Consider the following 18,973-nt stretch of genomic DNA (forward strand, 5'->3'; position numbering starts at 1 on the left):
TTCTCTGAATGGTTGCCTTTTGTCGTGTAGCGATAAATAGTCATGCGAGAAACATTGAAGCGCTTCGCAACAGCTCCTACTGTCAATTCAGGATCAGCAAGCAGAATTTTCATTTGCTTAATATCATCTTCCGAAAGTGACGGTTTTCTTCCCCCTACACGGCCCCTTGCGCGAGCAGCTGCGAGTCCAGATCTCGTTCGTTCAATATTGCGGTTGCGTTCAAAGTTAGAGAATATAGCCATCAGATGAGTATAGATTTCCCCGATAACAGGAGCGCTAGTATCTATTCTGTCTTTGATGGCTATAAAGGTGATTCCGCGCTTTTTCAGGTCGTCAAGCAACGTAATCACCTGGCTCAATGAACCGCCGAGCCGATCAAGCGCCCAAACAACCAGGGTATCACCTTCGCGCAATGCCTTCAGACAGTTCTCCAGTTCCGGGGCACCATTTTTGGCGCGTTTAGTGCCGCCGCGTGAGATCTGTTCATGATAGATTTGCTCGCAACCCGCTTTTGTCAGTTCATCAACCTGATGCGTTACATCCTGAAGATGTGTCGATTTACGCGCATAGCCGATTATCATTTTGCCACCCTATTTTGTTACATCGTTTTTGTTGTATTGATACTGTAACGGGTTTTGTTACAGCCGGAGAGCGTTTTATTGTATAGGCAACTGCTTATAGGGATGTGTCACAGAAACCATCGTTTTTGATACATTAATTTAACCAATAGGTTGCAGATCAAATCGCCTGTAACAGCCTTTCTGGCTGTTTGTATATAATTATGAAAAAATGGTGAGTAGAGTTTCAGGGTAACAGGGGATGTTTATGTCGGTTTTCCACAACTGGCTACTCGAGATCGCATGTGAGAATTACTTCGTCTACATCAAACGCCTTTCCGCCAACGATACCGGCGCAACAGGTGGTCACCAGGTAGGACTTTATATCCCTTCAGGTATCGTTGAAAAACTCTTTCCGTCTATCAACCATACCCGTGAACTGAACCCTTCGGTTTTTCTCACCGCACATGTGTCATCGCATGATTGCCCTGACAGCGAAGCCCGGGCAATTTATTATAACAGCCGTCATTTTGGTAAAACCCGGAATGAAAAAAGGATTACCCGCTGGGGTAGAGGCAGCCCACTTCAGAATCCTGAAAATACAGGTGCTCTGACGCTCCTAGCTTTCAAGCTTGATGAGCAAGGGGGGGACTGTAAGGAAGTAAATATTTGGGTATGCGCCAGCACTGATGAAGAGGACGTCATTGAGACCGCTATTGGTGAAGTTATACCCGGAGCGCTTATATCCGGCCCCGCAGGACAGATTCTAGGCGGACTATCTCTACAGCAAGCGCCAGTAAATCATAAATATATTCTACCTGAAGACTGGCACCTGCGCTTTCCGTCGGGAAGTGAAATTATTCAGTATGCAGCCAGCCATTATGTGAAAAATTCCCTTGATCCGGATGAGCAACTTCTTGACCGCCGGCGCGTGGAGTACGACATATTTCTATTGGTTGAGGAACTGCATGTTCTGGATATCATCCGGAAAGGATTTGGCTCTGTGGATGAATTTATTGCGCTGGCCAATTCTGTCAGCAATCGCCGTAAATCCAGAGCCGGGAAGTCGCTGGAACTGCACCTGGAGCATCTATTCATTGAGCACGGCCTGCGACACTTTTCGACGCAGGCCATCACAGAAGGTAATAAAAAACCCGATTTCCTTTTCCCTTCCGCAGGGGCTTACCACGATACTGAGTTTCCCGTAGAAAATCTGCGCATGCTGGCAGTCAAGACTACCTGTAAGGATCGCTGGCGTCAGATACTGAATGAGGCCGATAAAATTCATCAGGTGCATCTGTTTACACTCCAGGAGGGAGTTTCTCTGGCTCAATATCGGGAGATGCGGGAGTCGGGTGTCAGATTGGTCGTGCCATCATCTCTGCACAAAAAATACCCGGAGGCGGTGAGAGCTGAGCTAATGACGCTAGGTGCGTTTATTGCTGAGCTGACAGAGCTTTACGCAGATATTCCATAGATTATCTCCCGCATAAATACCGGGAGGAGCGATCAGATTCGTTCAACCTTGCACGAATCGGCATTAACCGCTTTCAGGATATAAGGTTCAAGCAGTTTGGCTACGGCTTCAAACACGGGCACCACTACGGAGTTACCGAACTGCCTGTACGACTGAGTGTCTGACACAGGAATGCGAAAAGGCCTGCCATCTACTTTTTCAAAACCCATAAGGCGCGCGCACTCTCGTGGAGTCAGCCTACGGGGCCGATGCGCCTGATTTTCTTCGTTCGCGAAGTCTGTTTCACCTGTGGCCATATCCCAGCCACGGTCTATCAGAATTTCAGACCCGTCTTTGTGATAGCGAGCAGAAAGCGTACGGGCAATGCTTTCTTTATTTTCAGGATTAACGAGGCCAAAACCGAATCCGTTACCCTTAGCTGCGTGCTTTTTGGCGTAGTTATAGAGATACTCCCAGAGTTTCGGCGTCAGTATATATTTGCTGTCAACCACGGGTTCCAGCAGTTCGCCAAATGACGGACGCTGTTCCGGATAAAAACGACTAATATCGCGCAGGGTAAAGCCCTGGTGAATGTTCAGATCACGACGGAAACCGACCAAAACGATACGTTCTCGGTGCTGAGGTAAAAAGTGCTTTCCGTCGATAACTTTAGGATCGTTTTTGCCCATCTCAGCTGCATCCGCAACTTCATAGCCCAGTTCGTCGAGGGTATCCATGATGACTTTAAAGGTTTTACCCTTGTCATGGCTCTTCAGGTTTTTAACGTTTTCAAGAACAAAGATGGCAGGTTTTTTTGCGCGGATAATACGCGCCACATCGAAGAAAAGTGTTCCCTGAGCCTCACATTCGAAACCATGCGCGCGCCCGAGCGAGTTTTTCTTGCTTACGCCCGCAAGGCTGAACGGTTGACAGGGGAAACCTGCTAGAAGTACATCATGATCCGGCACATGCTCATTAATGTAAGCATAGGCATCGTTTTCAGGTACTTCAGGTTTATCACTGAGCGTGACTTCCCGAATATCGAGATTGAAAGTGTGTTCCTGAGCATCGTTAAACCAGTTAGCTTTATATGTGCGCACAGCCTCTTTATTCCATTCACTGGTAAAAACGCACTGGCCACCGATGGTTTCGAAGCCCTTCCGTATACCTCCAATCCCAGCAAACAGGTCAATAAACCGGAAGGCATAGTTAGGGTGATGTGCAGGCGCTTCCGGAAGCATTTTTCGTAGAAGTTCCTCTTCGGCTAACGTCAGCGTCTTAGGTGAGCACTTACCATTAATCCAGCGATTAAGAGTCTCGCGACTCCACTCATTTTTACCAACTTTTCTAAGCAGTTCAGCCACGTACTTCTGGTCATAGATTTCCAGCACCTGCCCGAGCAGCTTTTTATCATTTTCCTGTCGCAGTTGTTCTTCCGCTTCTGCTTCTCAAGCAGATCCTGCGCCAGTAATTCAAATTCAGACATATTGCCTCCATTGGGTCTTATGGGTGAAACTGTATCACTCATTTGACCCAGATTGAATGTTTTTATCTGGATATTTAAACAGGTTTTAGGTAACGCACGTTGGCCACGCTGGAGCGTCTTCTGGGCCTGCTGTCGGCCTTTGAGGTCGTGGTATGGATGACGGATGGCTGGCCGCTGTATGAATCCGCCTGAAGGGAAAGCTGCACGTTATCAGCAAGCGTTACACTCAGCGCATTGAGCGACATAACCTGAATCTGAGACAACATCTGGCAAGGCTGGGACGGAAGTCACTGTCGTTCTCAAATCGGTGGAGTTGCATGACAAGGTCATCGGGCATTATTTGAACATAAAACACTATCAGTAAGTTGGAGTCATTACCGGTTCTATTTGTCTTTTAGTGATTCTATAAACCTCATTACGTCTGAATATAAAAATCTATTATTTGATTTATGTGGCTCATGAGGTTGTGGGATTGTCTTGTTTTTGAATGTGCGAGTTTTCTTAATGGCAAAGATTAACTCACCTTCTGTTATTCCTAACATTTCAGCAAATGTTTTTGCTTCTATAGTTACTGACTTCATTTAATTAACTCTCATGGTATCGATTTTCTTTACCGGCATCTTTAACAATGGTGCTCGTTTCTAGCGTTGCTGCGGTACGCTTCATCATCGTCTGCGGGGCGGTTGCGATAGTGAAGGAGCTACCGGGCGTGAGCAAATCTATCAGGCGCTGGCCGCTGATAATCTCCATCCGTTCACTGGCAATACTGACAGATTTTGAACCTGCGCCGGTTTTCCCGGTATGGCAAAACAGACCGCGACAGTTATGACGTTTAAGCAACTTCTCGAACTCCTGTACGTGCTGTAAAGCAATATGGCCGCGATAGCGTTTAGCCTGAATAAGATAGCGATATTTTCCTATTATTACCTGGCCGTCAATGCCTCCATCGCCGGTATAGCGTTTGTTTCTGATGGTTCTGAAGCCATGCGCTTCAAATCCTTCCAGCAACAGTTCTTCAAACACAAAAGGAATCAATTTTTCTCAGGTAGTTAATTTTTTGTGGGAAGCCCGGCAACGTCTTTATGCGCTCCAGCACCCGCCGCGCACTTTGCTGCTTCCTTTTGTGTCGCCTGTGCCGTACTGAACGCCGGAAGAATACAACGGCAAGCAGTACGATGGCGCTGCAAGCCCATAGAATAAGGTTTTCTGTAGTGGGGAAGGGGATCATGGTCATAGTGGGCTTTCTGAGGGTAAAGAAAAGGGCGGTTAAACCGCCCTGATGTTTAGCGACGGCTGTATACCTGCCACGAAGCGCTGCCTGACTGATTCTGGCAAATCCGCCCGTAAAGTACGGTGCCGGTCGAGTAGCGGGCGCCATTCAGATAGCAATAGCCGCTGGATTGCAGCAGTTCGTTGCGCAGCTTTTCTTCCTGCTTTGATAGCCGGGACTCCGCAGACTGCAAACGAACGGATAATTCGTTAATCTGGCGTTGCTGGTTATTCAGCTGGCTCTGCATCGCATTACCTTTATCCTGGCTGACGCAACCAGTTAAGAGAGCTGTACAGGCTAATGCACTTAATATTATTTTTTTCACGTTGGCTCCTTAAATTGAGATTATTCCTGGTTCGCCTATAAGCGAACTTTCCCGTATTTACTTATGATCTGGCTTATCATCGACTGGTTACTTCCACCTTCGCCATTATCCGGGCATTCATTAAGAAAAGCCTTCCTAGCATCCTTCGTGTGGTTGGGTAAAAAGCCGTGCTTGTTCTTTTTAACGATATTGAAGAAAGCAGCTTCAGCACTGTTACACTCGCTTCCGCCGCTATCGCCGGTGAGCTTGCCCGCCATGCACATAATAACTTTGCAGGGATCTTCAGCATGGCTGGCAGGAATATAAAGCAGACTACCAGCTGCTATCAGAGGTATTAAGAGTTTCTTCATTTTTTGTCCTTAACAGTTTGTTCAGATATACACTCGCCAGAATGTTGATAAAGGTAAGTAATATTAATAATAACGCTGCGTTATAAATGGATTTGTAACCTATATCGCCTGCAATATATTCGACAACAAAAATGAAAATCGTTAAAATTGTGTAAAACTTGATTAACTTTCCTGTAATTTTTTTAACGATATAAGCAACTGAATAAGAGCCGGATTTGATGATGCTGGCGAGTAACCTGAACGCATGGACACGAAATTTTCTAAAAATGGGCGGAATGGAAGATGCTTTTTTCTTCCTTCTGCTTTTTTGCCTTTCCGCAAAATCAATAAGTTCGCCCATTTTTATACCCTCCGGTTATATCTTCAGATCATCAAGTGATAAACCACTATCAAGCAGCTCTTTGAGCCATGTGGGTCGGCGGCCAGTCCCGGACCAGGTATTTTCTGCGTTCCTGGGGTCGCGGTATTTTGCTGGTCTATGTTCTCTGGGGTTGGCTACGCCCTGCATCTTCATGGCTTCCAGGCTAATGCCAGCGTCCAATTTTGCAGTTAGCCAGGCCGGGCGCTTCCCTATACCAGTCCACGTATTAAAAGGGTTATCCGGGTCACGATACACGGGTTCGCCTTTTGGTCGTTTTTCTGATTTCAGGGGAACCAGCATCACCTTCCTTCCTTCAGCGGTTTTCTTTTCGTTTCTTCTTGACACGATCTCATTAGCCCTTATCATAAACAAAAGTCGTCGAAATTACAATTACGCGGTGAAACATAAATGAGTAAACATCCAAAACTCCTGGTTCTCGCTCTGGCCTGCCTTGCTTGTGCTGGCCGTGCCAGTGCTGCGCCTGCCTCCGATGAAGTTGCCAGGCTTGCGCAGAGATGTGCGCCTGATGTTTTCACCCTTAACGATGGCGTACATCGTCGGCCATGAGTCCTCAAATGGACCGTACAGGATCAATATTAACGGTAGTATTCAGTTAAAAACAGCAACCGCGTACTGAAGCTGAGGCCGTCAGCGTTGCGAAAGTTCTGCTGAAGGATAATAAAAGTTTTGATATGGGCCTTGCACAAATTAACTCAAATAATTTAGTGGGCCTGGGTCTTTCGGTTGACGATATTTTCAAACCCTGCATCAACCTGCGGGCGAGCCAGACCATTCTTAAAGCCTGTTATGATAGCGCCCTGAAATCCTACCCAGCCGGGCAGGTTGCGCTGAGACACGCGCTTTCCTGCTACAACACCGGCTCACTCACAAACGGGATTTCTAACGGGTATGTCACGAAAGTTATCAACGTGGCGCGTCAATCAACTGATTTGAAAATCCCTACGCTGCTACCTGACGGCCAGACCAGTGAGGACAGCACCGCGAATGAGCCTCAGCAGGCAAAAAGTACGGCGCCGCAGTATGACGGTGAACAAGATGTTTTTGGTTCTGGTGATGGCGATGCCTTCAGCCGAAATAATACGGATGCCTTTTTAACCAGACAGGAAACAGCGAAGGGGGAATGAGGTTATGAATGGAACGTTTGTATCTTGTATTGCAATCACAGATCCTGGAGTTATTTGAAGCAGGAAAAGTGAAGGAGGTAACGATAGAACGGGTTTCATTAAAGAAGTGGTATCCCGTTTTTCAGATAGACGATGAACAGCTGGGCCAGATCGCATGTTCCATTCGGGTTAACAAAGAGCATGAGCTACGAACCTGGGCTGATTTAAGGCTACTGGCAGAGTTTTTGAAAGATAAGTGTGGCGTTGAAGAATGCCGGTTAAATCTGCAATCAACAGAAGATAGTGAGTAAGGAGAAAGTATGACCACGTTGTTTAAGAAGTATGGCCCTGCGGTAGTTATGGGCGTTTTGTCCATTGCCCTGCCGCAAATTGCGCTGGCCGCTGGCACCGATACTGGTGAATCAACCGCTACATCAATCCAGACGTGGTTGAGCACATGGATTCCAATTGGTTGTGCTATTGCGATCATGGTTAGTTGCTTTATGTGGATGCTTCACGTAATCCCAGCCAGCTTTATTCCTCGTATCGTAATCTCTCTGATTGGTATTGGTTCTGCATCATATCTGGTTTCCCTGACGGGCGTAGGAAGCTGAACAACGCGAAAAGGGGGGACTTTTGTCCCCCAAAGTGAGGACTACAAAGATGTTCGTTGACGGGAAAAGACCGCTTTTCAAAGGTGCGACTCGCTTACCTCGCGCGCTGGGTGTACCACGTAATGTAGCTATGATGATATTCATGATTTCTGCCTCGCTTTTTATGATTATTCATATGTGGGCGATCCTGGTGTTCGTCTTTTTGTGGATTCCTTCAGCTGCATTAACAAAATATGACGACCGCATGTTTCGAATTATGGGCCTGTGGTTGAAAACCAAATTCAGTAATTGGTTTGATTCTCCGTTTAAGCAGTGGGGAGGATCGTCTTATTCCTCTGTTGACTACAAACGTAAGGGTTTAAAATAATGAGAGCTGCCACCGCTACGAAGCCAAAAAAAATTGATGCCTACCGTAAGGAGCCATCAGTAAATAAAAAGTATTTGCCCTATTCTTATCACCTCAATGATTACGTGATTTCGATGGAAAACGGCGATCTGATGGCTTTTTTCAAGCTGGATGGCCGCACACATGACTGCGCATCAGATCGGGAACTGGTCACCTGGCATAAAGACCTTAATACGCTGGTCAAGAGCTTCGGAACAGACCATGTAGAGCTGTGGACGCATGAATATCACCATGAGGCTAAAGAGTACCCGGATGGTGAGTATGACCATTTTTTCCCTGCTTATATTGATCAATATAACCGTAAGTTGCACGGTGATTCCAAGCAGCTGATTAATGACCTTTATCTGACCGTTATTTACAAACAGGTAGGGGATAAAACACAGAAGTTTCTGGCGAAATTTGAAAAGCCGACTCGTGATGAAATTCAGCAAATGCAGAATGAGGCGCTTGAAGGTCTGGAAGATATTTCTGAACAAATCCTGGAAGCAATGAAGCCGTATGGCATTCAGCAGTTGGGTATCTATTATCGTGACAAACGCGGTGTTGAAATTCCTGCGCCTGATAAAAAAAGAACGTGAAGAACTTGCTGAAGTCGATGAATCAGACATTTTTGACGAAGCCATTGTTATCGAACGCAACGAGCCTGAACCTTCGCAGGCTCACGCTTATTCAAAAGCGCTGGAGTTCCTTTATTTCCTCGCAAATATGGAATGGGCCATCGTGCCTGTTTGCCGTGATCGTATCCGTGAGTACATCATGGACAACCGCCCTGTTAGCTCCCTGTGGGGGGATGTTGTCCAGATCAGAACGGTAGATCACAACTTCTATACCACCGGCATTGAATTTCGTGAATACGAAGAAGATACAGAGCCAGGCCAGCTTAACATGCTTAAAGAAGCCGATTTTGAATACCTTCTGACGCAGAGTTTTTCTTGCCTCTCTGAATCTTCAGCTAAAACGTTTCTGACGCATCAGGAAAAATCTTTGCAGGAAACGCGCGACCGTGCGCAAAGCCAGCTGGCACAGCTTGGTACCGCGCTCGATATGCTGACGTCCAGAGAGTTCGTGATGGGCTACCATCATGGAACCGTGCATGTCTGGGATAATGACCAAAACGCGGTACAGCGCAAAGCGCGTCGTGTGAAGGTTATGCTAACCGGCTGTGGCGTGGTTGGTGGGACTCTCAGCCTGGCCTCTGAGGCTGCATATTATGCGAGACTGCCTGGCAACCAGAAATGGGCGCCGCGCCCGGTTCCGATAAACTCATGGAACTTCCTGCACTTCAGCCCGTTCCACAATTTTATGCGTGGCAAGCCTGACAATAACCCGTGGGGGCCAGCGCTGACCATGTTCCGCACGATCAGCGGTACGCCACTCTATTTTAATTTCCATGTGACCCCGCTTGAAGAACTTTCCTACGGTAAACGCCCACTGGGCCATGCGTTAATAACGGGTATGTCGGGGGAAGGTAAAACCACGCTGCTTAACTTCCTGCTGGCGCAGTCAATGAAGTACAACCCGCGACTTTTTGTTTATGACCGTGACCGCGGTATGGAGCCGTTCATTCGAAGCGTTGGTGGCTACTATAAAGTTCTGCAACAGGGTATGCCGTCCGGGTTTGCCCCGCTTCAGATTGAACCGACCAAACGCAATATTGCCCTCATTAAAAACCTGTTCCGCATTTGTGTGGAAACCACCAATAACGGGCCTATCAGCGCAACGATGGCTACCGAACTGGCTGAAGGCGTTGATGCGGTTATGGGGAAGGCTCACTTATTCCACGCGAGGCGCGCACCGTTACGATCCTGGACGGGTACGTGAATGAAGTTGTGGAAAATGGCGTATCACTGAAAGGGCTGCTGCGCGAATGGACGCGCGAAGGCCAGTATGGCTGGCTGTTTGACAATGATAAAGACAGCCTGGATCTCAGCGCGAATGATATTTTTGGCTTCGATTTATCCGAGTTTATCGCAGCCAAAGAGGAAGTATCCAGCCCGGCCCGTACTCCGCTCATGATGTACCTTCTGTACCGGGTACGTGACTCCATCGACGGCAAACGCCGCGTCATTCAGTGCTTTGACGAGTTCCACGCCTACCTTGACGATCCGGTTATCGAGCGTGAAGTTAAGCGTGGTATCAAAACTGACCGTAAGAAAGACGCTATCTATGTGTTTGCCACGCAGGAGCCGAACGATGCGCTGTCCAGCCGTATTGGCCGCACGATCATGTCGCAGACCGTCACAAAAATCTGCCTGCGCGATCCGGAAGCTATCCGAGAGGATTATGCCTTCCTTACTGATGCTGAATACGACGCGCTGATGTCGATTACCGAACACTCCAGACAGTTCCTGGTTAAACAAGGGCAACAGTCTGCGATTGCTTCTTTCAATCTCTACCCTCGCAACAGCGACGATATTGATGCAGATATTAAGACAATGGACAACGTACTTAGCGTGTTGTCCGGTGAACCACAAAACGCCGAAATTGCGCATGAGCTGGTTTGAACGGCTCGGTAATGACCCTGAAGTATGGCTCAAAGAATACTGGCGCCTGACGGCTTAACAACGAGGCAAAACTCCATGAAAAAATCACTTACGGCAGTGCTGCTGACCACCGGCTTGATTCTTGGGGGCGCGCAAAGCGCCTCCGCTGGCATCATCGTATCCAACCCCACCGAGCTGATTAAACAGGGTGAACAGCTTGAACAAATGGCTCAACAGCTGGAGCAGCTTAAAAGCCAGCTGGAGACGCAGAAAAATATGTATGAGTCGATGGCTAAAACAACCAACCTGGGCGATCTGCTGGGGACGTCAACCAATACGCTGGCGAATAACCTGCCTGACAACTGGAAAGAGGTGTACAGCGACGCGATGAACTCCAGTTCGTCGGTCACGCCTTCTGTTAACAGCATGATGGGCCAGTTTAATGCTGAGGTTGACGACATGACGCCCAGCGAAGCAATCGCCTATATGAACAAAAAGCTGGCGGAAAAAGGTGCTTACGACCGTGTGATGGCCGAAAAAGCCTACAACAACCAGATGCAAGAGCTGAGCGATATGCAGGCGCTGACGGAGCAGATTAAATCGACGCCAGACCTGAAATCCATTGCCGACCTGCAAGCACGTATCCAGACGTCACAAGGCGCTATACAGGGTGAGCAGGCGAAGCTGAATTTGATGAATATGTTACAGCAATCGCAGGACAAACTTTTGCGCGCACAGAAGGATCGTGCGACCCGTAATTTTGTTTTTGGAACCGGTGGGGACGTTACCGCGTCACCTTCAATTAACTGAGGAAATTATGAAAAAACTACTGCTGCTTATCCCTTTCTTCCTGGTGGCCTGCGACGCTTCGCATGACGTTGATTGGTACAAAAAGCATGACAAAGAGCGCAAGGCAACGATCGAGGAGTGCAAGAAGAATGCTGATGAACTCCAGAAGCCAGACTGCAAAAACGCGCGTGAGGCTGATCGCCAGCTGTTTGTTCACGGTAAAGAGGACGGTGAAATTAACTCACCGAAAATTTAAGAGTAAGGAGGCAATATGGCATTCACCCTGGTACAAGACATTTTCGCAAAAGTAGACGGGGCGATTACGTCAATGGTGAGCGCCAACGTTGCCACCATTATCTCTGACGTTACGCCTCTGGTGGCAACCTGTCTGACCATAAAGCTGATGATGCAGGGCTTGTACTCGATGTTTAATCCGGGGGCAGGCGACAGCCTAAGCTCGCTGATTAAAGAGTATCTATCTATAGCCCTTATCCTGAGCTTTGCGACGGCAGGCGGCTGGTTTCAGCAGGATTTGGTTAATGTGGCGCTTCACATGCCAGATGATTTTGCTGGCATCTTATCTTCCCCTGATAAAGTCGAAGCCAGCGGCGTACCGGCGATCATTGATAGCGGTATTGAAAAAGGCGTCAGGATTGTAAATACAGCGTGGGATGCGGCAGATGTATTTTCGTCAAGCGGTCTGGCCGCATATGCCATTGGCGGAATTATGTTGGTTGCTACCGTTGTGCTGGGTGGCCTCGGTGCGGGCTTTGTGATCATGGCGAAAATCCTTCTTGCCGTTACGCTTTGTTTCGGCCCGATTGCCATTTTCTGCCTGCTGTGGGGGCCAACAAAAAACATCTTCGCGCGCTGGCTTGGATCGGTAATCAACTACGGGCTGGTCGTTGTCGTGCTGGCTCTCGTGTTTGGTTTCATCATGCAGATGTTCGACAACCTTCTGTCCTCGATGAACTCCGATGCGGCCTATTCATCTATCACTGGCTCTATGGCCGCGCTGCTGCTGACCATTATCTCTATCTTTGTTCTGTTTCAGATCCCGCAGGTCGCCCAGAGCTGGGGTAGCGGTATCAGTGCCGGTGTCGCAGATGCTGCACGTTCTACCGGTTCTTCAATGCAGGCGCTTGGCAACATGGGTAGTCATGGCATGTTTGGCGGTAATGCGTTCCGGGGCGGTAATACCGGCGGCGGCCAGCAATCGGCAGGTGGAGGAAGTGGCAGCAACAGCGGAGGAAGCAGTGGTTCTAATTTAAGTGGTAAGGCAAGGGGCAGTCGCGGGAAGAAGGCTGCATAAAATTAAAACAAAAGTCGTTGAAATTGCAATTTCGACGACTTATTATAATTGGTACGTTCAACAACCGATAATGGATGCCGTAATGCGCAGCTTATTGCTTATGGGAGTTCTTCTGATTAGCGCCTGTTCCAGCGGGCATAAACCGCCACCGGAGCCGGACTGGAGCAACACCGTTCCAGTAAACAAAACAATCCCGGTTGATACGCAAGGTGGTGCAAATGAAAGCTAATAAAAAAACAGGGCTTACACGTGAAGCCATTAAAGAGTTCAACGAAAGCCGTAAAGGGCTTGAAGTTGATCTGATGGATGAAGTGCTGAAGTCCCGGCGTACCGCCTGGATGGTTGCCACCGGTTCAGCGGTGGTAACTGTTTTTGCACTCTCTTTAGTTGGTTACGTAGTGCATAAGTACAGCCAGCCAATCCCCGCACATCTGCTAACGCTCAACGAGGCCACTCACGAAGTACAGCAGGTCAAGCTGACCCGCGACCAGACCTCTTATGGTGACGAAATTGATAAGTTCTGGCTGACACAATATGTCATTCACCGTGAGAGCTATGACTTCTATTCAGTTCAGGTCGACTATACGGCCGTTGGCTTAATGTCCACGCCGAACGTGGCAGAGTCTTACCAGAGCAAGTTCAAGGGTCGCAATGGTCTTGATAAGGTTCTGGGTGACAGTGAAACGACTCGCGTGAAGATTAACTCTGTGATCCTCGATAAACCGCACGGCGTAGCAACAATACGCTTTACTACGGTTCGCCGCGTGCGCAGCAATCCCGTTGATGATCAGCCGCAGCGCTGGATTGCCATTATGGGGTATGAATATAAATCGCTGGCGATGAATGCTGAGCAGCGTTATGTCAACCCGCTGGGTTTCCGCGTGACGAGTTATCGCGTCAACCCGGAAGTTAACTGAGGGCTGCCCCATGAAAAAACTACTTCTTTCAGCAGTCGTTTTGTCAGTCCTGGGAGGCGCGGCCACTAACGTTATGGCGCTTGAGGTTGGCCGCAATTCTCCTTATGACTATCGCATTAAAAGCGTTGTTTATAACCCTGTTAATGTGGTCAAAATTGACGCTGTCGCCGGTGTGGCTACCCACATTGTTGTCGCGCCTGACGAAACCTATATCACTCATGCTTTTGGCGATTCTGAAAGCTGGACGTTTGCGCACAAAATGAACCATTTTTTTGTGAAGCCGAAACAGGCCATGAGTGATACCAACCTGGTGATCGTCACCGATAAGCGCACCTATAACATCGTCCTCCATTTCATCGGTGAAGAAACGAAGAAAAATGCAGACGGTACGGTATCAAAATCCTTTATTGAAACGCCGTGGGCTGTGCGCCATGCCGTTCTTCAGCTGACCTATGAATATCCGTTTGAGCAGCAGGAAAAAGCCAAAAGCGCGGCTGATAAAAAACGCATTACGCAGAAGCTGAAGCAGACGGCTTTTGCGGGGGCGAAGAACTATCAGTACGTAATGAGCGAACAGCCTGAAATGCGCAGTATCCAGCCGGTTCACGTCTGGGATAACTACCGCTTTACCCGGTTTGAGTTTCCGGCCAATGCGGAGCTACCGCAGGTCTACATGATCTCGGCCAGTGGCAAAGAAACGCTGCCTAACTCTCATGTTGTGGGTGAGAACCGCAACATCATCGAGGTGGAAACCGTCGCTAAAGAGTGGCGTATTCGTCTGGGCGATAAAGTCGTTGGCGTTCGTAATAATAATTTCGCGCCGGGCGCCGGTGCGGTAGCAACCGGTACGGCTTCCCCGGATGTGCGCAGGGTTCAAATTGGGGAGGATAACTGATGGCCCGTAAAAGTGTCGATGTAGATCAGGAACTCGATGAAAACACCGGAGACGGTGAATTTGAAAGCGAGCGTGGCGGATTTAATGGCAGTAACCGCCGTTCGGCTCCTGGTATGAAAGCCTTTGTCATACTGATGGCGCTGCTTGCTTTGGTATTCATCGGGATTACGGTCATGGGTAAAATTCGCGCCCCGGCTAAAGCTGAAGCTGATAAAGACGGTGGTAAAGCGCAACAGGCCAATACACTGCCAAACTACAGCTTTAACAGCGATCCTGATGTTAATAAACCTGCAACTGCGCAGAATAGCGCCACTGATGCCCGTGCTGTGCAGGCTGCCGCACAGGCAGATGCAGATGCGGGCAGCAGCAATACCGGCGCGCGTACCTCTAATAAGCGTAAAGAACCTTCGCCTGAAGAACTGGCTATGCAGCGTCGTCTGGGCGGCGAGCTGGCCCAGACTAATCAGGCGGCTACAAGCAATAGTCCCGGAGTGCAGCCCCAGGACAACGAAACAAGCGAAGGTAGTTCAGCACTCGCTAAAAACCTGACTCCTGCAAGGCTGAAGGCTAGCCGCGCTGGAGTCATGGCTAATCCCAGCCTGACTGTTCCGAAAGGCAAAATGATCCCCTGTGGTACCGGCACCGAGCTGGATACCACTGTTCCGGGTCAGGTTTCCTGCCGGGTTTCACAGGACGTTTACTCAGCTGATGGACTCGTTAGGCTGATTGATAAAGGCTCATGGGTTGACGGGCAGATTACCGGTGGTATCAAAGACGGCCAGGCGCGCGTGTTTGTTCTCTGGGAGCGTATCCGCAATGACCAGGACGGGACAATCGTTAATATTGACAGTGCCGGAACGAACTCACTCGGCAGCGCGGGGATTCCGGGCCAGGTGGATGCCCATATGTGGGAGCGTCTGCGTGGTGCGATCATGATTTCGTTGTTCTCTGACACCTTAACGGCGCTGGTTAACCAGACGCAGAGTAATAACATTCAGTACAACAGCACAGAAAACAGCGGTGGGCAGCTGGCGTCTGAAGCACTCCGCTCTTACATGTCTATCCCCCTACCCTCTACGATCAGCAGGGTGATGCGGTGAGCATTTTTGTTGCCCGCGACCTCGATTTCAGCGGCGTTTATACGCTCGCAGACAACTAAAAAAGTGGGCGCTTAGCGCCCGCTTTTCTTCAGGAGTAATCATGACTGATGCAGCTTTCTATCAACTTGGCCCACTGCGCGAGTATTTAGAAGATCCTACTGTTTTTGAAATTCGCATTAACTGCTTTCAGGAAGTTATCTGTGATACGTTCAGCGGCCGCAGGGTTGTGCAGAACGCGGCAATTACGGCAGATTTTATTAGGAACCTTGCTAAATCGTTGGTGAGCAGCAACAAGCTGACCATGCAGGCCATTAATGACGTGATCCTGCCTGGCGGGATCAGGGGCGTTATCTGTCTGCCCCCTGCGGTGATTGACGGTACAACGGCCGTAGCGTTTCGTAAGGATTTGGCGGCCGATAAAAATCTGGAGCAGCTGACCAGCGAGGGGATTTTCAGTGACTGCCGGAAGATTACCGGCAGCAAGCAAAGCCTAACGGATGATGATTTTTTCCTTAAAGAGCTGCACAGCAGCGAAAAATGGCCCGCATTCCTGCAAACCGCCGTTGAGAAGAAACGCACTATCGTGATCTGCGGTGAAACCGGGTCGGGGAAAACGGTACTCACGCGCGCGCTGTTAAAATCGCTACATAAAGACGAGCGTGTAATTATTTTAGAGGACGTTCACGAAGTCACGGTCGATCACGTTGTAGAAGCCGTTTATATGATGTACGGCGATGCAGGAAAGATCGGCCGCGTCAGCGCCACTGATGCCCTGCGAGCCTGTATGCGTCTGACACCGGGCCGTATCATCATGACTGAGCTTAGGGATGATGCTGCGTGGGATTATCTTAAAGCACTTAATACCGGCCATCCAGGCGGTGTTATGTCAACGCACGCTAACTCTGCGCGCGATGCTTTTAACCGTATTGGGCTGCTTATCAAGGCGACCCCTATCGGCCGTATGCTCGATATGAGCGATATTATGCGAATGCTCTACTCCACCATTGACGTTGTGGTGCATATGGAAAAGCGGAAAATCAAAGAAATTTATTTTGATCCTGAATATAAAATGCAGTGTGTGAACGGGAGCCTGTAATGAAAAAATTAGCAACCTGGCTTCTGGCCGCAGCATTTACGACAGCCGCCCTGCCCGCCTTTGCGGTGGAACCATCCGTTCAGGTTGGCTACTCGCCTGAAGGAAGCGCCCGCGTTCTCGTCCTGAGCGCCATTGACTCCGCAAAAACCTCGATACGGATGATGGCTTATTCTTTTACCGCCCGGATATTATGAAGGCACTGGTAGCAGCCAAAAAACGGGGAGTTGATGTGAAAATCGTAATTGATGAAAGGGGCAATACGGGGCGCGCCAGCATTGCGGCCATGAACTACATAGCGAACAGCGGCATCCCTTTGCGTACTGACAGTAATTTCCCTATCCAGCATGACAAGGTGATCATCGTGGATAATGTGACCGTTGAAACTGGCAGCTTTAATTTCACCAAAGCGGCCGAAACGAAAAACTCGGAGAATGCGGTGGTGATCTGGAACATGCCTAAGCTCGCTGAATCATTCCTCGAACACTGGCAAGACCGCTGGAATCAGGGAAGAGACTACCGTTCCAGCTACTGAATACTGACCGCCAAAAGGCGGTTTTTTTTTGTTCAAAGAAACTGATCTCAGTATCGCGCCCGGGGCAGCTGGCCAACGTCGCCGGCATCGCGCCGGCAAAAATCGAAAAACAGAAATATCAGCAAGATAGCTTAAAGGGGAGCCCGCAGAATTCGGAAAAAATCGTACGCTAAGGTTTTCCGGGCATCCGTAAGGGCCGAAACTTCCCGTCTTCCAGTCTGCGGCTCTGCCGCCAGACGTAATCGCCGGTTAGGTTGATGTGCTCCCAGCCCAGCGGCGACAGGAATTGCAGCAGCTCGCCGTCCACCGGCTTGCCGGCCTCGACCAACCCCTGGGTGGCGCGTTCCAGGTACACCGTGTTCCACAGCACGATAGCCGCCGTCACCAGGTTGAGGCCGCTGGCCCGGTAGCGCTGCTGCTCGAAGCTCCGATCCCTGATTTCCCCAAGGCGGTTGAAGAACACCGCCCTGGCCAGCGAGTTGCGCGCCTCACCTTTGTTCAGGCCGGCATGCACGCGGCGGCGCAGTTCAACACTTTGCAGCCAGTCCAGGATGAACAGCGTGCGCTCGATCCGGCCCAGCTCGCGCAGGGCCACGGCCAGTCCGTTCTGGCGCGGGTAGCTGCCGAGCTTGCGCAGCATCAGCGAGGCGGTGACGGTGCCCTGCTTGATCGAGCTGGCCAGGCGCAGGATGTCGTCCCAGTGGGCACGCACGTGCTTGATGTTCAGGGTGCCGCCGATCAGCGGGCGCAACGTCGGGTAGGCTTGCACGCCCTGCGGCACGTACAGCTTGGTTTCGCCGAGGTCGCGGATGCGCGGCGCGAAGCGGAAGCCTAGCAGGTGCATCAGGGCAAAGACGTGATCGGTGAAGCCGGCCGTGTCGGTGTAGTGCTCCTCGATCCGCAGGTCGGACTCGTGGTACAGCAGGCCGTCGAGCACATAGGTGGAATCGCGGACGCCGACATTCACCACGCGGGTGCTGAACGGCGCGTACTGGTCGGAGATATGGGTATAGAACAGCCGTCCCGGCTCGCTACCGTACTTCGGGTTGACGTGCCCGGTGCTCTCGCCCCGGCCACCCGCGCGGAAGCGCTGGCCATCGGAGGATGAGGTCGTGCCGTCGCCCCAGTGGGCGGCAAAGGCGTGGCGATACTGGTGGTTGACCAGCTCGGCCAAGGCCGCCGAATAGGTTTCGTCGCGGATGTGCCAGGCTTGCAGCCAGGACAGCTTGGCGTAGGTCAGGCCGGGGCTCGACTCGGCCATCTTGGTCAGCCCGAGGTTGATCGCATCACCGAGGATTGCGGACAGCAGCAACGTCCTGTCTTTGGCCTCGGCCCCGTCCTTCAAGTGGGTGAAGTGGCGGCTGAAGCCCGTCCAGTCGTCCACGTCCATCAGCAGTTCGGTGATCTTGATGCGCGGCAGTAACTGGCTGGTTTGGTCGATCAGCGCCTGCGCCCGATCCGGCACCGCCGCATCCAGCGGGGTGATTTTCAGCCCTGACTCGGTGAGGATGGCATCGGGCAGCTCGTTGTCCTTGGCCAGGCGGGTGACGGTGGCCAACTGCTCGTCCAGCAGCTGCAAACGCTCTTCCAGGTACTGGTCGCTGTTCGGGTTGATCGCCAGGGGCAGGGCCTGCTCGCGCTTGAGTGCGGCGAACTTCTCGGCCGGCAGCAGGTAGTCGTCGAAGTCGCGGAACTGCCGCGAGCCCTTGACCCAGATGTCGCCGGAGCGCAGGGCGTTCTTCAGCTCGGACAGGGCGCAGATTTCGTAGAATTTCCGGTCGAGGCCTTCCGGGGTGATCACCAGCGGCTTCCAGCGCGGCTTGATGAAGGCCGTGGGTGCATCGGCCGGCACCTTGCGCAGGTTGTCGGCGTTCATCTCACGCAGGGTCTGCACGGCTGC

General features: G+C 50.4%; 22 protein-coding genes and 5 pseudogenes. 18 read left to right on the forward strand and 9 right to left on the reverse strand.

All coding sequences use genetic code 11. The features are described 5' to 3' along the window. Nucleotides 1-581 (reverse strand): recombinase family protein (locus C1P89_RS00005; protein WP_151350955.1); only part of this gene is annotated, 581 nt, incomplete at its 3' end. A 244-nt stretch (nucleotides 582-825) separates the two neighbouring features. On the opposite strand from C1P89_RS00005, the gene C1P89_RS00010 reads away from it, so the two are divergent. Then, nucleotides 826-2,034, forward strand: coding sequence for a type II restriction endonuclease (locus tag C1P89_RS00010; protein WP_000110242.1), 1,209 nt, complete (start codon nucleotides 826-828; stop codon nucleotides 2,032-2,034). Nucleotides 2,035-2,066: 32 nt separating this feature from the next. On the opposite strand, the pseudogene C1P89_RS00015 reads toward C1P89_RS00010, so the two are convergent. Further along, nucleotides 2,067-3,499 (reverse strand): annotated as a pseudogene (locus C1P89_RS00015) (DNA cytosine methyltransferase). A gap of 93 nt (nucleotides 3,500-3,592) precedes the next feature. Here C1P89_RS00015 and C1P89_RS00020 point away from each other — a divergent pair. After that, nucleotides 3,593-3,863 (forward strand): annotated as a pseudogene (locus C1P89_RS00020) (IS1 family transposase); the annotation flags it as partial. A 19-nt stretch (nucleotides 3,864-3,882) separates the two neighbouring features. Here the strand turns inward: C1P89_RS00020 and C1P89_RS00025 are convergent. The 6 genes from C1P89_RS00025 to C1P89_RS00050 all read right to left on the reverse strand — a co-directional run bounded on the left by C1P89_RS00025 (nucleotide 3,883) and on the right by C1P89_RS00050 (nucleotide 6,105). After that, complete coding sequence (locus C1P89_RS00025; RefSeq protein ID WP_013188474.1) at nucleotides 3,883-4,080, reverse strand: hypothetical protein; 198 nt, start codon at nucleotides 4,078-4,080, stop codon at nucleotides 3,883-3,885. A gap of 4 nt (nucleotides 4,081-4,084) precedes the next feature. After that, complete coding sequence (locus C1P89_RS00030; RefSeq protein WP_020325134.1) at nucleotides 4,085-4,522, reverse strand: restriction endonuclease; 438 nt, start codon at nucleotides 4,520-4,522, stop codon at nucleotides 4,085-4,087. 260 nt (nucleotides 4,523-4,782) lie between these two features. Beyond that, nucleotides 4,783-5,094: a hypothetical protein gene (locus C1P89_RS00035; protein WP_001452736.1), complete on the reverse strand. Its 312-nt coding sequence runs from the start codon at nucleotides 5,092-5,094 to the stop codon at nucleotides 4,783-4,785. 35 nt (nucleotides 5,095-5,129) lie between these two features. Beyond that, entirely contained in the window at nucleotides 5,130-5,444 is a 315-nt protein-coding gene (locus C1P89_RS00040; RefSeq protein WP_001749965.1) for a TrbM/KikA/MpfK family conjugal transfer protein, read from the reverse strand. Next, the gene (locus C1P89_RS00045) at nucleotides 5,407-5,784 is read right to left on the reverse strand and encodes a hypothetical protein (RefSeq protein WP_000504250.1); all 378 of its coding nucleotides are present in this window, start codon (nucleotides 5,782-5,784) and stop codon (nucleotides 5,407-5,409) included. The genes C1P89_RS00040 and C1P89_RS00045 overlap by 38 nt, the downstream gene beginning before the upstream one ends. Before the next feature lie 15 nt (nucleotides 5,785-5,799). Continuing rightward, nucleotides 5,800-6,105, reverse strand: a complete 306-nt coding sequence (locus tag C1P89_RS00050; RefSeq protein ID WP_000960954.1) for an H-NS family nucleoid-associated regulatory protein — start codon at nucleotides 6,103-6,105, stop codon at nucleotides 5,800-5,802. Nucleotides 6,106-6,497: 392 nt separating this feature from the next. Between C1P89_RS00050 and C1P89_RS00055 the strand changes: the two genes are divergently transcribed. The 16 genes and pseudogenes from C1P89_RS00055 to C1P89_RS00120 all read left to right on the forward strand — a co-directional run bounded on the left by C1P89_RS00055 (nucleotide 6,498) and on the right by C1P89_RS00120 (nucleotide 17,073). Further along, a complete protein-coding gene (locus C1P89_RS00055) occupies nucleotides 6,498-6,950 on the forward strand; it encodes a transglycosylase SLT domain-containing protein (RefSeq protein ID WP_243666933.1) in 453 nt (150 codons plus the stop codon). Nucleotides 6,951-6,958: 8 nt separating this feature from the next. Continuing rightward, nucleotides 6,959-7,240 (forward strand): transcriptional repressor KorA, encoded by a 282-nt coding sequence (gene korA / locus C1P89_RS00060; RefSeq protein ID WP_000440698.1) that lies wholly within the window; start codon nucleotides 6,959-6,961, stop codon nucleotides 7,238-7,240. A gap of 9 nt (nucleotides 7,241-7,249) precedes the next feature. After that, nucleotides 7,250-7,543, forward strand: a complete 294-nt coding sequence (locus C1P89_RS00065) for a TrbC/VirB2 family protein (protein ID WP_000209137.1) — start codon at nucleotides 7,250-7,252, stop codon at nucleotides 7,541-7,543. A 49-nt stretch (nucleotides 7,544-7,592) separates the two neighbouring features. Continuing rightward, nucleotides 7,593-7,910 carry a VirB3 family type IV secretion system protein gene (locus tag C1P89_RS00070; protein ID WP_000496058.1) on the forward strand — a complete coding sequence of 106 codons (318 nt, stop codon included), beginning with the start codon at nucleotides 7,593-7,595 and terminating at the stop codon, nucleotides 7,908-7,910. Then, nucleotides 7,910-8,527 (forward strand): hypothetical protein, encoded by a 618-nt coding sequence (locus C1P89_RS25665; protein WP_243666934.1) that lies wholly within the window; start codon nucleotides 7,910-7,912, stop codon nucleotides 8,525-8,527. Before C1P89_RS00070 ends, C1P89_RS25665 begins: the two co-directional genes overlap by 1 nt. Continuing rightward, nucleotides 8,448-9,770, forward strand: coding sequence for a VirB4 family type IV secretion/conjugal transfer ATPase (locus C1P89_RS25670; RefSeq protein ID WP_243666935.1), 1,323 nt, complete (start codon nucleotides 8,448-8,450; stop codon nucleotides 9,768-9,770). The genes C1P89_RS25665 and C1P89_RS25670 overlap by 80 nt, the downstream gene beginning before the upstream one ends. Beyond that, nucleotides 9,767-10,453 (forward strand): VirB4 family type IV secretion/conjugal transfer ATPase, encoded by a 687-nt coding sequence (locus C1P89_RS25675; RefSeq protein ID WP_243666936.1) that lies wholly within the window; start codon nucleotides 9,767-9,769, stop codon nucleotides 10,451-10,453. The genes C1P89_RS25670 and C1P89_RS25675 overlap by 4 nt, the downstream gene beginning before the upstream one ends. A 75-nt stretch (nucleotides 10,454-10,528) precedes the next feature. Continuing rightward, entirely contained in the window at nucleotides 10,529-11,242 is a 714-nt protein-coding gene (locus tag C1P89_RS00080) for a TrbJ/VirB5 family protein (protein WP_000749362.1), read from the forward strand. A gap of 7 nt (nucleotides 11,243-11,249) precedes the next feature. Continuing rightward, the gene (gene eexN, locus C1P89_RS00085; RefSeq protein ID WP_000734973.1) at nucleotides 11,250-11,477 is read left to right on the forward strand and encodes an IncN-type entry exclusion lipoprotein EexN; all 228 of its coding nucleotides are present in this window, start codon (nucleotides 11,250-11,252) and stop codon (nucleotides 11,475-11,477) included. A gap of 15 nt (nucleotides 11,478-11,492) precedes the next feature. After that, nucleotides 11,493-12,533 (forward strand): TrbL/VirB6 family protein, encoded by a 1,041-nt coding sequence (locus tag C1P89_RS00090; protein ID WP_000886022.1) that lies wholly within the window; start codon nucleotides 11,493-11,495, stop codon nucleotides 12,531-12,533. An 82-nt stretch (nucleotides 12,534-12,615) separates the two neighbouring features. Then, on the forward strand, nucleotides 12,616-12,762 hold the full coding sequence (locus C1P89_RS00095) for a conjugal transfer protein TraN (protein WP_001257173.1): 147 nt from the start codon (nucleotides 12,616-12,618) through the stop codon (nucleotides 12,760-12,762). Further along, nucleotides 12,752-13,450 (forward strand): VirB8 family type IV secretion system protein, encoded by a 699-nt coding sequence (locus tag C1P89_RS00100; protein ID WP_000646594.1) that lies wholly within the window; start codon nucleotides 12,752-12,754, stop codon nucleotides 13,448-13,450. The genes C1P89_RS00095 and C1P89_RS00100 overlap by 11 nt, the downstream gene beginning before the upstream one ends. Nucleotides 13,451-13,460: 10 nt before the next feature. Continuing rightward, nucleotides 13,461-14,345 (forward strand): TrbG/VirB9 family P-type conjugative transfer protein, encoded by an 885-nt coding sequence (locus tag C1P89_RS00105; protein WP_000735067.1) that lies wholly within the window; start codon nucleotides 13,461-13,463, stop codon nucleotides 14,343-14,345. Next, nucleotides 14,345-15,504, forward strand: a pseudogene (virB10, locus tag C1P89_RS00110) (type IV secretion system protein VirB10). Before C1P89_RS00105 ends, virB10 begins: the two are co-directional and overlap by 1 nt. Before the next feature lie 41 nt (nucleotides 15,505-15,545). Next, the gene (locus tag C1P89_RS00115) at nucleotides 15,546-16,541 is read left to right on the forward strand and encodes an ATPase, T2SS/T4P/T4SS family (RefSeq protein ID WP_000128596.1); all 996 of its coding nucleotides are present in this window, start codon (nucleotides 15,546-15,548) and stop codon (nucleotides 16,539-16,541) included. Then, a pseudogene (locus C1P89_RS00120) lies at nucleotides 16,541-17,073 on the forward strand (phospholipase D family nuclease). The gene C1P89_RS00115 and the pseudogene C1P89_RS00120 overlap by 1 nt, the downstream one beginning before the upstream one ends. Nucleotides 17,074-17,242: 169 nt before the next feature. Here C1P89_RS00120 and C1P89_RS00125 read toward each other — a convergent pair. Continuing rightward, nucleotides 17,243-18,973: pseudogene (locus C1P89_RS00125) on the reverse strand (Tn3-like element TnAs1 family transposase); the annotation flags it as partial.

Source organism: Shigella sonnei (genome assembly GCF_002950395.1).
In the GTDB taxonomy this organism is placed as follows: domain Bacteria; phylum Pseudomonadota; class Gammaproteobacteria; order Enterobacterales; family Enterobacteriaceae; genus ECMA0423.

What these genes read in the sequence shown, in the direction of transcription:
- C1P89_RS00010 (WP_000110242.1), top strand. Translation starts at nt 826, where the DNA reads ATGTCGGTTTTCCACAACTGGCTACTCGAGATCGCATGTGAGAATTAC.
- C1P89_RS00070 (WP_000496058.1), top strand. Translation starts at nt 7,593, where the DNA reads ATGTTCGTTGACGGGAAAAGACCGCTTTTCAAAGGTGCGACTCGCTTA.
- C1P89_RS00090 (WP_000886022.1), top strand. Translation starts at nt 11,493, where the DNA reads ATGGCATTCACCCTGGTACAAGACATTTTCGCAAAAGTAGACGGGGCG.
- C1P89_RS25665 (WP_243666934.1), top strand. Translation starts at nt 7,910, where the DNA reads ATGAGAGCTGCCACCGCTACGAAGCCAAAAAAAATTGATGCCTACCGT.
- C1P89_RS00095 (WP_001257173.1), top strand. Translation starts at nt 12,616, where the DNA reads ATGCGCAGCTTATTGCTTATGGGAGTTCTTCTGATTAGCGCCTGTTCC.
- C1P89_RS00045 (WP_000504250.1), bottom strand. Translation starts at nt 5,784, where the DNA reads ATGGGCGAACTTATTGATTTTGCGGAAAGGCAAAAAAGCAGAAGGAAG.
- C1P89_RS00105 (WP_000735067.1), top strand. Translation starts at nt 13,461, where the DNA reads ATGAAAAAACTACTTCTTTCAGCAGTCGTTTTGTCAGTCCTGGGAGGC.
- C1P89_RS00040 (WP_001749965.1), bottom strand. Translation starts at nt 5,444, where the DNA reads ATGAAGAAACTCTTAATACCTCTGATAGCAGCTGGTAGTCTGCTTTAT.
- korA (WP_000440698.1), top strand. Translation starts at nt 6,959, where the DNA reads ATGGAACGTTTGTATCTTGTATTGCAATCACAGATCCTGGAGTTATTT.
- C1P89_RS00115 (WP_000128596.1), top strand. Translation starts at nt 15,546, where the DNA reads ATGACTGATGCAGCTTTCTATCAACTTGGCCCACTGCGCGAGTATTTA.
- C1P89_RS00025 (WP_013188474.1), bottom strand. Translation starts at nt 4,080, where the DNA reads ATGAAGTCAGTAACTATAGAAGCAAAAACATTTGCTGAAATGTTAGGA.
- C1P89_RS25670 (WP_243666935.1), top strand. Translation starts at nt 8,448, where the DNA reads ATGGCATTCAGCAGTTGGGTATCTATTATCGTGACAAACGCGGTGTTG.
- C1P89_RS00055 (WP_243666933.1), top strand. Translation starts at nt 6,498, where the DNA reads ATGGGCCTTGCACAAATTAACTCAAATAATTTAGTGGGCCTGGGTCTT.
- C1P89_RS00080 (WP_000749362.1), top strand. Translation starts at nt 10,529, where the DNA reads ATGAAAAAATCACTTACGGCAGTGCTGCTGACCACCGGCTTGATTCTT.
- C1P89_RS00050 (WP_000960954.1), bottom strand. Translation starts at nt 6,105, where the DNA reads ATGCTGGTTCCCCTGAAATCAGAAAAACGACCAAAAGGCGAACCCGTG.
- C1P89_RS00100 (WP_000646594.1), top strand. Translation starts at nt 12,752, where the DNA reads ATGAAAGCTAATAAAAAAACAGGGCTTACACGTGAAGCCATTAAAGAG.
- C1P89_RS00065 (WP_000209137.1), top strand. Translation starts at nt 7,250, where the DNA reads ATGACCACGTTGTTTAAGAAGTATGGCCCTGCGGTAGTTATGGGCGTT.
- eexN (WP_000734973.1), top strand. Translation starts at nt 11,250, where the DNA reads ATGAAAAAACTACTGCTGCTTATCCCTTTCTTCCTGGTGGCCTGCGAC.